The following is a 13,567-nucleotide window of genomic DNA, read 5'->3' on the forward strand; positions in this document are numbered from 1 at the left end:
GGTCCACGGCCTTCAAGGCGATCGGCGAGATTGGCGCGGCGTCTCTGCGGCTGGGCCCCACATGCCATTCTTCAAAAGTCGACGACGGCCGTGTCCGGCATCTGCTGCTCGAACAGGGTCCAAAAACCGGAGCCCCGGGCTTCGGAGTACCAGTGTTCGAAATCCGCGAGCGCGGCACGGATATTGGCGGATTGGTTCCCGTTCATGTCCCGGAACATGGCCAGCGCAACCGGCGCAAAATGCGAGATCACCTCCGAGCGCGCCTCACTGTCTGCATCCCAGCCGAGGCGCGTGCGCAAGGCGGCGAAGGCGTTCGCAACGGCGAAATCTTCACTTTCTGCCGCGGCCATCGCATCGGCGATCATCTGCATGAAATTGAGCCGCCGGAAAGCAAATGCGCGGTCCTGCTCCAGAACTGCGATCTGCCTTGCTGCCTCCTGCCGGAAGCTCGTCTCCACAGCTTTGGCGGATTCGGCGGCGGTCCTCAGTTCAAGCAGAAAAGGTGTTGGCATCGCGTCGTCTCCTCGAAAGATCCGCACATTTCCGGGGCCAACTCTAAGAGGATGGCGGAAGAGAGTGGGAGTCGAACCCACCAAGGACCGGCTCGCGGCCCCTCCCGGATTTGAAGTCCGGACGCCCCACCGGGGACGATGCTCCTCCAGAAGCTTTCGTGATTGGCGGCCCACTGTCGTCCTGACGGCGAAACAGGTCCAGGCGATGCTTGTTGGCACGCCGCAAATCACCGCGCCGCAAGGTGACGCCGTGCCGGTCGAGGAATTCGAGGATGTGGACGGCAATCTTGCGCCCGCTGCCCGCACTGTCGCGAAACTGTGCGACGCTGAACCGTCCGTCATGGTCGGCCGCCAGATCGCAGACGATCTCGACGATCTCACCCAGCACCGAATGAAGGAAGAAGTGATCGTGCGCAACCTCATGCACCATGCCGATGCGTCCGGCGAGCTTCAGGACCTTGCGAATTTCCGCTTCCGGCCGGGCAAGCTCGCTTGCGATATCGCGCACTCTTGGGGGATGGAATTTCACCCGGCCGGCTAATCGTGGCTCGATCTCGCGCCAGAGGGCCTCTTCCCTGGCCGCGAGACGGACCTGATGTCCCGGAAGCCGTATCCAGGCGCCGTCAAGCTCGATCTGACCGGCGCGGACCAGGCTTCGCGCCGCAGCAGCGAAGGCCGGCGCGGGAAGACAGGGATCGAGCTGAAGGCGCAGCTTTTCCATTCCGATGCCCGGCAAATCCGGGTTGCCGGCATGAAAGGCCTCCAGGATTGAGCCCAAGTCGTGCCTGAACCGAGCCCAACGCACCGACGAAACCACGAACTGCTTCTCCCCGACGGGAATCGTGACAAGGCCAAGACGATCGATCAGGCTTGTAATCTCGCCGGCGCCGAGCGCCCGATCACGTGCGAAGGCCGCGAGCTCCAGATAGTGGGGCGGCGTGTCGAGCAGGGCAGCGACGGCCTTTTCCGGAGCCGCGATGGCGAATGCTTCGAGCATGGCCAGCCGATCCGGTGAGCGGCGTTTCCGGCTTGGGCCCCTGAGGTCGATGAAGCGCCCGCCGCCTATGGTTCGCTGGGCGGAGGTGTCGCGCATCACATAGGCGTCGCCGGCGGCAGCGGCGATCGGACTCTCCAAAACGATCTGGACCTTGGCCGTGCCGCCCGGCGCTATAGGCTCGTCGCCGAGGAGCACAATCCTCGCCCCGACCTCGGCCGCGGCGTGATGGAGCCGCACCGGGAACCACTGCCCGATCGGCCTTGGCTCGCGTGGCAGCACGCGCAACTCCGCGTCGATCCTGTCCGCCGGCGCGTGAAGCGCGGGATCAAGGATCACGTCTCCCCGGCGGATCGCCTCCTTGCTGACGCCGTCGCCGGTCAGACAGAGCGCGCAGCGGTCTCCGGCTCGGCCGCGCTCTGCCATGCGGTTCTGAGCGTGGATCGAGCGAACGCGCGCAGCAAGCCCTGGCGGGCTTACCACCACGCTGTCGCCGACTCCGACGGAGCCTGAAAGGACGGTGCCGGTAACGACGGTGCCGATGCCGTGCAGGGTAAAGCAGCGGTCGACCGCCAGTCGAAAGCGGTCCGAGGCTGAGCGCCTGGCGAAGCGCGATGCCTCTTCGGAAAGCAGGCGTCGAAGGTCATTGATGCCTTCGCCGGTAACGATAGAGGCCGGGATGACCTCAGCCTCTTCCAAGCCGGTGCCGGCGAGGGCGGCGCTGACGTCCGCGCTGACGGCTGCGCGTCGTGCCGGGTCGGCCAGATCACACTTCGAGAGCACGACCAGCCCGCGCCTGACGCCAAGGAGATCGACGATCGCCAAGTGTTCACGCGTCTGCGGCATGACGCCGTCGTCGGCCGCCACGACCAACAGCACGAAATCGATGCCGCTGGCGCCGGCGACCATTGTGTGGACGAAGCGCTCGTGGCCGGGAACGTCTATGAACCCGACGACGTCCCCGCTCGGCGTCGGAAGATAGGCGAAGCCGAGATCGATCGTCATGCCGCGCGCCTTCTCTTCCTGGAGCCGGTCCGTGTCGACGCCGGTCAGTGCTTGCACCAGCGCCGTCTTGCCGTGATCGACATGCCCCGCAGTGCCGACGATCATGGCGCGAGCTCCTCGAACGGCAGCGCGGCGCGGCGCTCGGCCTCGGCGATATCGTCCGCGGTCAGCGCGGTGCGCGCCGCGTCCAGGTACCGGCCTGCCAGAGCACTCCCGCCTGCCCGTGCACGCAGCAGCCAGGCATAGGCTTCGACGGCGTCGGCGGGAACGCCGGCCCCGAGATGGCAAGCGGCGCCGAGCATGGCCTGACCATCCGCGTCGCCGCGCAATGCCGCCTTGCGCCACCAGCGGACCGCTTCCGCGGGATCGCGCGACACGCCGAGCGCATCGTGATAGAGCATGCCTACACGAGTCATTGCCGATGCGATCCCTCGCCCGGCGGCGGCCAGCGCCCAGCGCCGCGCCTCGGCAATGTCGGGCTCGATCACCTGACCCTCGAGCAGCATCCAGCTCAGCATGTCCTGTGCCGGTCCGTCGCCCTGCTCGGCCGCCGCCCGATAGAGCTGGGCCGCGCGGCGGTAGTTCTGTTCGACGCCTTCGCCACGGAAACAGAGCGAGGCGAGGTTCCGCTGCCCGACCGGATCGCCGGCTTCGGCGGCGAGCGCCAGCCAGCGGACGGCGAGACTGCGGTCACGCTCGACGCCGAGCCCCTCGGCGAAGCAGGCGCCGATATTGTTTTGGGCGCGAGCCGATCCGGACCGCGCCAGCGGCTCCCAAATCCCGAGAGCTGTGGCATAGTCGCCACGTTTGGCGGCGTCGAGGGCGGCCGCCAACTGGTCGGCCACAGGTGTCCGAGCGGGCTTGCGCGCGAGATGATCAAGCCACCGCATCACCATCTCCTTCCAGAACGAAGTTTGCGAGATTGGCTACAAAGCCGGCTTCGTCTTCAAGGCAACGCAGATCAAGCACGAGCGCCCGTTTTTCCACCCGACCGATCACCGGAACAGGCAGCGCCCGCAACGCGGCTGCAAGCGCTTCGAGGGCCTGACCGCTTCCTGAATGGGGGCTGAGGGCAAGCCCGGCGCTGGGCAAGGTATCGAGCGGCATTGCACCCGATCCGACCTGGCTGCGGCACTCCATCACTTGCACCGCAAATTGATCGCCCAGAGCGTTTGAAAGCACGGGAGCCAGGCGCTGGGCCTGGGCGGCAATATCGATGGCGAGGCGTGCGAGCAGCCTCAGAGTCGGCAAACGCTCGGCCAGGCGATCCGGGTTGCGATAGAGCTTCAGCGTCGCCTCCAGCGCGGCCAGCCGGAGCTTGTCGACGCGAAGCGCCCTCTTCATCGGATTTCGGTTGACCTCGGCAACAAGATCCTTCCTGCCGACGATGAAACCAGCCTGCGGCCCTCCGAGCAGCTTGTCGCCCGAGAATGTGACGAGATCGGCGCCGTCCGCGATCGCTTCGCCCACGGTCGGCTCGTGCCTGAGGCCATATTGGGTAAGATCGATGAGCGTGCCAGAGCCGAGGTCGTGGACGAGAGGCACGCCGCGCTCCCTGGCGATTGCCGAAAGCTCACGCGCCGAAACCTGCGCCGTGAACCCCTCGATCCGATAGTTGGACGTATGCACTTTGAACACCAGCCCAGTCGCCGGACTGATAGCCGACAGATAGTCCCGGGGATGCGTGCGGTTGGTGGTCCCGACCTCAACGAGCTTCGCGCCCGCACGAACCATGATGTCCGGCATGCGGAACGCGCCGCCTATCTCGATCAGCTCACCACGCGACACGATGGCTTCACGGCCGAGCGAGAGCGTGTTGAGGACGAGCAGGACCGCGGCCGCGTTGTTGTTGACGATTGTCGCATCCTCGGCCCCGGTGAGTTCGCATATGAGCATGCGCAGATGATCGTCACGTTCGCCGCGTCTGCCCGTCCCGATATCGAACTCGAGCGCCACTGGCTCGCGCATGGCGACGCGCATCGCCTCGGCGGCTTCGTCCGCGATCAACGCGCGGCCGAGATTGGTGTGCAGCACAGTGCCGGTGAGGTTGAAAACTGGACGCAACGATGGGTGCGAGGCGGTCTTGAGCCGGACAAGCGCGTCGACAGCGAGGTCGCACGGATCGGGCACTGCGGCCCCGGTGCGGCACGCCGCCCGCGCTTCTTCGAGCGCATCGCGGATGGCGCGCGTCGTGGACTGCTGCCCGAAGCGCTCGACCGCCGCAGCCGCGAGCGGCGTCTTCAGCACTCGATCGACCGAGGGAAGATCGCGCAGGCGAGTTGCGGGCAAACCGGACATCACACCCTCAATAGCCGATCAGGAACGGATTGAACGATCCGCGACGATAGCCGGCTTCACGCATGAGCATGTCGAGGCCAAGCGTCGCCACGTCGTCGGCGATTGGGTCGAGATGGGGGTCCTTGTGCTGATGCAGGATCTTCACATAGCAGCCGCAGGAATCGCAGGTTTCGGCCTTCACCGTGCCCGGCCCGCCCTCGACCTCCTGGTAGCCGATGCCCTTGGTCGAGCCGCACAACGTGCATTTGATGCGCACGTGGTTCCACAGCGTGCCGCATAGCGAGCATGCGCAGAAGCGCGACCCATGGGCCCCTTGCCAGCCGACAATGATCGAGGATGCCGGCGGGCCACCGCAGGCGGGGCATGCGCCTTCGCCTACCGGCACCAATGCAGGGGCGTCCAGTCGGGCGGCGAGACGGGCGAAGTGGACCTGCAGCGCGGCCGCGGCATAGACGTGCTCGGCGAGCGCCTCCATTGGAATCGCACCGGCGAGCACATTGCGCACCATGCCGAAGCGCTTCGCCGGAGTGGCCTGCCTCAAACGGTCCAGCGCATCGGCCGCGGCTCCTGGCTTCTCGATCTCCGATGCCGCGGCGACCAGGCGGTCGAGCGTCTCTGCGGCCATGTCGAGCGCGAGGCTGTTGCGGTCGAGCGGCGGCATTCCAAAACTGCGCGCGCGCTCGCGCGCTGCGCCATCAGGCATCTCCGGTTCCGCCAGGCCCTCCTGAATGCGGTGCTGCACATCGGCGAGAGCGGCAAGAAAGCGAAGATAGGGACGCAGCCCATGGCCTGCAGCCAGCGCGTTCCACCGCTGCGCGCGACGAGAAAACAGACTTGCGGGCTCTGGAAGGCGGGCAAAGGGAGGGGCGGAGACCTCGCCTATGGCGGTGGGGTCGGAACCGGCCGGAATGATCTGTCTTGGCATTCGAGCCTCACGAACCGCACGGGTCACGTGGTTGCCTGACCGGCACAAAAATCATGTGCAAACACAAAACTAGGGCGGAAAAGTCGTCCGACCAGCGCCCGCTCTATTCGGCGGGCTTCGATCCCGATGATCCTGTTTCCTTGCTCGATTTGGTGACGAGCTCCCGCAGCCATTTGCGGTGATGCCGCCAAGCCCAACCGCCGGTCACCCGCCCGCGCGTCATGGCCGGAATGGTACCGCGCACCCAGATGGCCGAGTAGAAATGGACGATCCAGACGCCGATGATCGCGACGGCCGCGATGGAGTGGACTAGTATGGCCAGCCGCTTCTGGTCGATTGTCGTATACTGGGAGAAATACTGATCCCATGCCACCAGTCCACTGGAGATGAGGATCACAATCAGCACCGACATCGACCAGAAGACGAGTTTTTGGCCGGCATTGTATTTGCCGACCTCGGGAACATTGTCCTCTTGATTGGCCAGCACGTCGCGGAAACGGCCGAGCCACGTCCCGTCCTCGCGTCTCCACAGATTGGCTTTCCAGAACCGAAGGAAAAGCCCAAGGAAGCTGAAGAAGAGCACGACGCCGATCCAAGGATGGATGAAGCGTGTGAACTGACCTCCGCCGAAAAGGCCGGACAGGAAGAACAGGCTCGGGTGGAACATCGCAAGGCCGGACAGAGCGAGCAGGACCAGGCTCGCCGCGGTGATCCAGTGGTTGATCCGCGCCCCTACCGTGTAGCGGTCCACGATCACCGGCTTGCCGGGATGGACCTGTTCGTTCGGCTTGAGGTCATCGGCGGCCATGGCTGTCGCCTCCCGTCAGCTCTTCGGCGTGCTCCTCATCCGCCTCGGTTACCCTGTTCGGTCCCATGATCAAATGGTGGAGCAAGCCGACGCCGGCCGCCACGCCCAACACCGTGAGGCCTGCATATTTGGTTACACCTTTCCACGCCTCGACCAACGGACTGATCTTCGGGTCCTTGGGCAGGCCGCCGTAGATCTCCGGCTTGTCGGCATGATGCAGCACATACATTACATGTGTGCCGCCAACGCCCGGTGGATCATAGAGGCCGGCATTGACGAAGCCGCGCGACTTCAAGTCCTCGACACGCTTGGCGGCCCAACCCGTCATCTCATCCTTGGTGCCGAAGACGATCGCCTGCGTTGGGCAAGCCTTGGCGCAGGCAGGGCCTTGGCCGACCGCGACGCGGTCTGAGCAGAGCGTGCATTTATAGGCCGTGTGGTCGACCTTGGAGATGCGCGGGATGTTGAACGGGCAGCCCTTGATACAATAGCCGCAGCCGATGCAGTTCTCGTGGACGAAATCGACGATGCCGTTCGAATATTGCACGATCGCGCCCGGCGCCGGACAGGCCTTGAGGCAGCCCGGATCGGCGCAGTGCATGCAGCCGTCCTTGCGGATCAGCCATTCGAGCTCATTGGTCTCGGGGTTGTCCCATTCGCTGTAGCGCATCAGCGTGAACATGTCCGGCGTCAGGTCGGGCGGATTCTCGAAGGCGCCGGCGAAGACACCGACTTCCGGATGCGTGTCGTTCCACTCGATGCAGGCCGTTTGGCAGGCCTTGCAGCCGATGCATTTCGAGACATCGATGAGCTTGGCGACTTCCGTCAGCTGCTTCTCAGGAGCAGGAACGGTCGACGCCGAGCGGCGGATGAGGTCCTTCTCGGAGAGACGCGGGGTCGTCTGCGTCGTCGATGGATTGGGAAGGGGAGGAAACATCGCTTGCCCCTCCTATGCCGCCGGGCCCGGTGCGGGCTCGATGTTGACCAGGAACGCCTTGTACTCCGGCGTCTCGATATTGGCGTCGCCGACAAAGGGCGTGAGCATATTCGGGCCGAAGCCTTTCTTTGCCGCTCCGGTGAAGCCCCAGTGCAGCGGAATGCCGACGATATGAATGGTCTTGCCGTCGCAGGTGAGCGGCCTGATCCGTTTGGTCACCATGGCTTTCGCCACCACCGAGCCGCGCTTCGACCAGACACGCACCCAGCCGCCCTTGGCGATGCCCTTCTCGGCCGCAAGCTGTTCGGAAATCTCCACGAAGAATTCCGGCTGGATCACCGCATTGACGATGACGTGCTTGGTCCAGAAGTGGAAATGCTCGGTCAGCCGGTAGGAGGTCGCCGCGTAGGGGAACTCCGGCGAGGCCGCTTCGGCGAACTGGGCCATGTCGCCTTGGAATACCCGCGCCGCGGGATTGCCGCGGACTTTGGGCGCCACCGGATTGACGATCGGCGACTCGAACGGCTCGTAGTGCGCCGGGAACGGTCCGTCGCGCATCATGGTTCGGGTAAAGAGACGCGAGACGCCTTCCGGGTTCATGATGAACGGGCCGACCTGATCAGGCTTCGCGGTCGGCGCGATATCAGGTACGTCGTAACCCGACCACTTCTGGCCGTCCCATGCGATCACTTTGCGGCTCGGATCCCAGGGCTTTCCGGTGAGATCAGCGGAGGCCCTGTTATAGAGAATGCGGCGGTTGGCGGGCCATGAGAACGCCCATTTCGAATAGAAGCCGGCATCGTCCGGATCGCTCGTATCCCGCCGGGCCATGTTGTTGCCGTTCTGGTTGAAGCAGCCGGAATAGATCCAGCAGCCGCAGGCGGTCGAGCCGTCGTCACGCAATGCGGCAAAGGCCGGCAGCAGCTTGCCGGCCTCGGCCAGCACCTTCGTCGGATCGGTCGTGTCGGTCACCTTGGCGAGCGCCCTGCCGTTGATCTCCTGCGCAAGTTCTTCGGCCTTCGGGTCGCCGGGATCGGCGTAAGGCCAGTTGAGCTTGACGATCGGATCGGGGAAGGCACCGCCTTCCTTGGTGTAGAGATCCTTCAGGCGCAGGTAGAGTTGCGCCATGATCCAGGTATCGCGCTTGGCCTCCCCGGGGGGCGTGCCGCCGGCCCAATGCCATTGCAGCCAGCGTCCCGAATTAACTAGAGAGCCATCATCCTCCGCGAAGCAGGTCGAGGGCAGCTGGTAGACTTCCGTCTGAATCTTCGACGGATCGACATCGTTGTACGGCCCGTGGTTCTCCCAAAACCGGCCCGTTTCCGTATCCAGCGGATCCATGATGACCAGGAATTTGAGCTTGGAGAGGGACTCGATCACCTTCTTCTTGTTCGGAGCCGCCTGCAGCGGGTTGAAGCCCTGGCAGAAATAGCCGTTCATCTTGCCCTGGTGCATCAGCTCGAAAGTTCGCAGCATGTCGTAGCCCGGCACGTCGAGCTTCGGCAGATAGTCATAGGCGAAGTCGTTCTGCGGCGTTGCCGCATCACCCCACATCGACTTCTGGAAGCTGACGAAGAACTTCTTGTAGTTCTGCCAATAGCTCATCTGGTTCGGCCGCAGCGGCTTGAAGCCGCGCGTCGACATGTAGGTCGCGAGGTCCGGCTCCTTCTGCGTCGGCACCGTGAGATAACCCGGAAGCAGGTTCGACATCAGCCCCAGGTCGGTCAGCCCCTGGATGTTCGAATGGCCGCGCAATGCATTCATGCCGCCGCCCCGAATGCCGATATTGCCGAGAACGAGCTGCAGCATGGCCATGGCGCGAATGTTTTGCGAGCCCTTAGAGTGCTGCGTCCAGCCGAGCGCATACATCGACGTCATTGCCTTGTTCGGCGCGGACGTTTCGGCAACCATCTTGGCTACCTGAAGGAATTTCTCCTTCGGCGTGCCGCAGATGCGTTCGACCATTTCCGGCGTATAGATCGCGACGTGGTTCTTGAGCAGGTTCCAGACGCAACGGGGATTGGCCAGGGTTTCGTCGACGACGGCGAAGCCATCGGGTCCGATATCGTAATCCCAACTGGACTTGTCATAGTCCCGCTTTGCCTCGTCATAGCCGGAGAACAAGCCGTCCTTGTAAGTGAAGCCCTGCTTGACGACATAGGGCGCGTTGGTGAACGCCTTCACATAGTCCCATTGCACCTTGTCATTCTGGATACAGTAGTTGATGAGGCCGAGCAGGAAGGCGATGTCGGTCCCCTGGCGGATCGGCGCATAGACGTCTGACACCGAGGCCGAGCGCGTGAAGCGCGGATCGATGACGATGAGCTTGGCGCCGCGGTTGGCCTTGGCTTCCGTAACCCATTTGAAGCCGCACGGATGGGCTTCGGCGGCATTGCCGCCCATGATCACAACAAGATCCGTGTTCCTGATGTCGGTCCAGGAATTGGTCATTGCGCCGCGGCCGAATGTTGGGGCGAGACTCGCCACCGTCGGGCCGTGTCAGACACGCGCCTGGTTGTCGAACGCCAGTATCCCTGTGCTGCGGACTACCTTGTAGGTCGCGAACGCGGTTTCATTGGTCGAAGCCGAGGCGGCGAGGAAGCCTGTGGTGAGCCACCGGTTGACCGTCACGCCGTCATTGTTCTTCGCGACGAAATTCTTGTCGCGATCGTCCTTCATCAGGCGCGCGATGCGATCCAGCGCGTCCTCCCAGCCTATCGGCTCGAACTTGTCGGACCCGGGCTTGCGGATCAATGGATGCTGCAGCCGGGTCGGAGATTTTACGAAGCCGAGCAGGGCCGATCCCTTGGGGCACAACGTGCCGCGATTGGTCGGATGGTCGGTATCGCCCTCGATATGGGTGATCTCGGCCTTTTCGCCCTTCCTGAGGTCGCCTTTCGAATACAGGATGATGCCACAGGCCACCGAGCAGTAGGGGCAGGTGTTGCGCGTCTCGACCGTGGTGGCGAGCTTGAAGGGCCGTATCGCCGCCGCATGCGCGGCCTCGATGTCGGCGAAGCCGAAAGCTCCCAACGTCGTGCCGGCGAGACCCGCGCCTGCGGTAAGCAGGAACGCGCGCCGTGAGAGTTCAACGTTCATCTGGATTTCCTCCCGAATTCCACGCCCATCGGGGCATCTAGAACCAAGGGATACGCACGCCATTTTGAGCCGAATTGGCGTAATGTCAAAAACTTAGAGCGCAAATCAGCGCCGGCAAATGTTTCACGCAGGAAAATGGAATTGACGCTCTTCGGAACGTGATCCTACAGTAGGGCGTGGTGTTGGAAACGGCTCCCGCGTTGCGGGGCGATATCACCGAAGCACATCCGCGCCTGACCAGCCTTGCCCATGGCGGCGGCTGCGGCTGCAAGCTGGCGCCCTCCGTCCTTCAGCAGCTTCTTGCCGAGCAGGCGGAACCGAGCCCCTTCAGGCAGCTCCTCGTCGGCACCGAAACCGGAGACGATGCTGCCGTCTGGCAGATCGACGACGCGACCTGCGTGATTACAACCACCGATTTTTTCATGCCGATGGTGGATGGTCCTTACGATTTCGGCCGGATCGCCGCGGCCAACGCACTCTCCGACGTCTACGCAATGGGCGGCCGCCCGATCATGGCCTTGGCCATCGTCGGAATGCCGATCGAGAAATTGCCGACGCATACGGTGCAGGAAATCCTCAAAGGCGGCTGCGACATCTGCGCCACAGCCGGGATACCTATCGCGGGCGGCCATTCGATCGACTCACCGGAGCCGATCTACGGGCTTGCCGTGACCGGCATCTGCCGACCGGAGGCAATCCGGCGCAATTCGGGAGCTAGGCCGGGAGATGCTCTGATCCTGACCAAGGGGCTCGGCGTCGGGATCTATTCAGCTGCCATCAAAAAGCAGGCGTTGTCGCCCAGCGGCTATAAAGAGATGATTGCTTCGACGACTCTTCTCAACCGGATCGGAGCGGAACTCGCCGAGGACGCAAGCGTGCATGCGATCACCGATGTGACCGGCTTTGGCCTGCTCGGACACGCCCTTGAGATGGCGCGAGGCTCAGCCTGTGAGCTCGTGATCCACAATCGCGAGCTTCCGGTCTTTGCGCAGGCCTCATCACTTGCACAACAAGGCTTCGTCACCGGCGCGTCACGGCGCAATTGGGCGAGTTACGGCGATGCGGTGCGACTGCCTAAGGGCATGCCGGAGTGGCGGCGCGATCTGCTTGCCGACCCGCAGACATCAGGTGGGCTGCTGATTGCCTGCGATCCCGGCAGGGCCACCGCCCTGGTCGAGAGAGTCGTCGCAAGCGGCTATCCGTCGACTAGAATGATCGGGTGTGTAAAAGCCGGCCGACCCGTAATTGCGATCAAGGACTGACCAGATTCTCACGTTTCCCAAGCACGCATTCTTGAAGGTCCTCCGTTGCCGGAACCATCGGGGGAGACGCGCGCGTTGCACAGTCCGATTATCTGAACGCCCTTTTAGCTTTCCTTGTTTGAGGTCGCCCGTACCGGGAGTAATAGTCGGCGCGAAGTTGCCAGGAGGAGACGATGACGCTGAACTTCGACCCGAGGGCGAAGGCCACGACGCTTTATCATGGCGAGTTCCGGCCGATGTTCATCGGCGGCAAGTGGGTCGCGGCGCAGTCCGGCCAGGAGATGCAGGCGTTGAACCCGGCGACGGGCGAAGTGCTGGCCACGGTGCCGCGCGGTTCGGCCGCCGATATCGACGCGGCGGTGGCTGCCGCGCGGGCGGCCTTCGAAGGCCCCTGGTCCAAATTCTCCCCTTATGAGCGTCAATGCGTGCTTCTGCGGATCGCGGACCTGTTCGAGAAGCATTGGGAGGAGCTCAGCGTCTCCGACACGCTCGACATGGGGCTGCCGATCACGCGCACGCTGGCCAACCGGCGCCGGGTCATCGGCATGCTGCGCTTCTACGGCGGCATGGCGACCGCGCTGCATGGCGAGGCGATCGACAATTCCATTCCGGGCGAGATCGTCACCTTCACCCGGCGCGAGCCCGTCGGCGTGGTCGGCGCGATCATTCCCTGGAACGCGCCGACCGCCGCTTCGATCTGGAAGATCGCGCCGGCTTTGGCCACCGGCTGCACCGTCGTCCTGAAGCCCTCGGAGGATGCGTCGCTGACGCCGCTATTGATCGCGCGGCTGATGCAGGAAGCGGGCGTGCCCGACGGTGTGGTCAACGTGGTCACCGGAACGGGCGCGGAGGCGGGTGCCCGACTGGCGGAGCATCCCGACGTCAACAAGATCGTTTTTACCGGCTCGACGCTGACCGGGCAGGCCATCGCGCGGGCGGGTGTCACCAACCTCAAGCGCGTCTCGCTCGAGCTCGGCGGCAAGTCGCCGATCATCGTCTGCCGCGACGCCGATATCGACAAGGCTGTTCCGGTCGCGGCGATGGCGGTGTTCGTGCATTCGGGCCAAATCTGCATCGCCGGTTCGCGGCTGTTCGTGGCGCGCGAGATCCACGACGAGTTCGTCCGCCGGATCGCCGAGTTTGCCGGCAAGCTGCGCATCGGCCACGGCATCGAGGCGGAAACCGAAATCGGCCCGCTCATCAATGCAAGGCAGGCGGGCAAGGTGGAGGGTTACATCAGGGCCGGCAGCGACGAGGGTGCTGAACTGGTCGCCGGTGGCTCACGGCTGACGGGCGCGCTCTATGATGGCGGCAACTTCATCGCGCCGACGGTCTTCGGCGCGGTGTCGGACGGGATGACAATCGCGCGGGAAGAAATCTTCGGACCGGTCATTTCGGCGATGCCTTTCGACACGCTAGATGAAGTCGTCGCGCGGGCCAACGCAACGCCTTACGGCCTCGCGGCCGGCATCTTCACCACCAATCTCGGCACCGCGCACAAGCTTGCCCGCCGCGTCAAGGCCGGTTCGGTCTGGGTCAACATGTACCACGCCATCGACCCGGCCGTGCCTTTCGGCGGCATGAAGACGTCCGGCTACGGTCGCGAAGGCGGCATCGAGCATCTGCACGAATATCTGGAGACAAAGGCGGTCTGGATCCAGACCGATTGATATTCAGGCGAGGCCGGCCTGACCTGGATCTCGACACGGCATGGCGCGTTCGGAAGG

Annotated in this window: 10 protein-coding genes, 1 tRNA gene and 2 pseudogenes; 3 read left to right on the forward strand and 10 right to left on the reverse strand. The window is 64.0% G+C overall.

Annotated features, from left to right (window positions below; all coding sequences use genetic code 11):
* Positions 1-71: 71 nt before the first annotated feature.
* The 3 genes and pseudogenes from QAZ22_RS31400 to QAZ22_RS31410 all read right to left on the reverse strand — a co-directional run.
* Positions 72-512 (reverse strand): hypothetical protein, encoded by a 441-nt coding sequence (locus QAZ22_RS31400; protein WP_278204776.1) that lies wholly within the window; start codon positions 510-512, stop codon positions 72-74.
* Between the two features lie 52 nt (positions 513-564).
* A tRNA-Sec gene (locus tag QAZ22_RS31405) sits at positions 565-660 on the reverse strand.
* 129 nt (positions 661-789) lie between these two features.
* A pseudogene (locus tag QAZ22_RS31410) lies at positions 790-1,233 on the reverse strand (DNA/RNA-binding winged helix domain-containing protein); the annotation flags it as partial.
* A gap of 60 nt (positions 1,234-1,293) precedes the next feature.
* Here QAZ22_RS31410 and QAZ22_RS31415 point away from each other — a divergent pair.
* Complete coding sequence (locus tag QAZ22_RS31415; RefSeq protein ID WP_278204777.1) at positions 1,294-1,527, forward strand: hypothetical protein; 234 nt, start codon at positions 1,294-1,296, stop codon at positions 1,525-1,527.
* Between the two features lie 42 nt (positions 1,528-1,569).
* On the opposite strand, the pseudogene selB reads toward QAZ22_RS31415, so the two are convergent.
* The 7 genes and pseudogenes from selB to fdnG form a co-directional block, all read right to left on the reverse strand.
* Positions 1,570-2,616 (reverse strand): annotated as a pseudogene (selB, locus tag QAZ22_RS31420) (selenocysteine-specific translation elongation factor); the annotation flags it as partial.
* The gene (locus QAZ22_RS31425) at positions 2,613-3,401 is read right to left on the reverse strand and encodes a tetratricopeptide repeat protein (RefSeq protein ID WP_278204779.1); all 789 of its coding nucleotides are present in this window, start codon (positions 3,399-3,401) and stop codon (positions 2,613-2,615) included. The gene QAZ22_RS31425 and the pseudogene selB, both read right to left, overlap by 4 nt.
* Complete coding sequence (gene selA / locus QAZ22_RS31430) at positions 3,388-4,809, reverse strand: L-seryl-tRNA(Sec) selenium transferase (protein ID WP_278204780.1); 1,422 nt, start codon at positions 4,807-4,809, stop codon at positions 3,388-3,390. The genes QAZ22_RS31425 and selA overlap by 14 nt, the downstream gene beginning before the upstream one ends.
* Before the next feature lie 7 nt (positions 4,810-4,816).
* On the reverse strand, positions 4,817-5,734 hold the full coding sequence (fdhE, locus tag QAZ22_RS31435) for a formate dehydrogenase accessory protein FdhE (protein ID WP_278204781.1): 918 nt from the start codon (positions 5,732-5,734) through the stop codon (positions 4,817-4,819).
* Positions 5,735-5,837: 103 nt separating this feature from the next.
* The gene (locus tag QAZ22_RS31440; protein ID WP_278204782.1) at positions 5,838-6,542 is read right to left on the reverse strand and encodes a formate dehydrogenase subunit gamma; all 705 of its coding nucleotides are present in this window, start codon (positions 6,540-6,542) and stop codon (positions 5,838-5,840) included.
* Positions 6,529-7,479 carry a formate dehydrogenase subunit beta gene (fdxH, locus tag QAZ22_RS31445; RefSeq protein ID WP_278204783.1) on the reverse strand — a complete coding sequence of 317 codons (951 nt, stop codon included), beginning with the start codon at positions 7,477-7,479 and terminating at the stop codon, positions 6,529-6,531. Before fdxH ends, QAZ22_RS31440 begins: the two co-directional genes overlap by 14 nt.
* Before the next feature lie 12 nt (positions 7,480-7,491).
* Positions 7,492-10,578 carry a formate dehydrogenase-N subunit alpha gene (fdnG, locus tag QAZ22_RS31450; RefSeq protein WP_278204784.1) on the reverse strand — a complete coding sequence of 1,029 codons (3,087 nt, stop codon included), beginning with the start codon at positions 10,576-10,578 and terminating at the stop codon, positions 7,492-7,494.
* 212 nt (positions 10,579-10,790) lie between these two features.
* Between fdnG and selD the strand changes: the two genes are divergently transcribed.
* A complete protein-coding gene (gene selD / locus QAZ22_RS31455) occupies positions 10,791-11,840 on the forward strand; it encodes a selenide, water dikinase SelD (protein ID WP_278208004.1) in 1,050 nt (349 codons plus the stop codon).
* A 173-nt stretch (positions 11,841-12,013) separates the two neighbouring features.
* Positions 12,014-13,510, forward strand: coding sequence for an aldehyde dehydrogenase family protein (locus tag QAZ22_RS31460; protein WP_278204785.1), 1,497 nt, complete (start codon positions 12,014-12,016; stop codon positions 13,508-13,510).
* Positions 13,511-13,567: the final 57 nt, after the last annotated feature.

Source organism: Mesorhizobium sp. WSM4906 (genome assembly GCF_029674625.1).
In the GTDB taxonomy this organism is placed as follows: domain Bacteria; phylum Pseudomonadota; class Alphaproteobacteria; order Rhizobiales; family Rhizobiaceae; genus Mesorhizobium.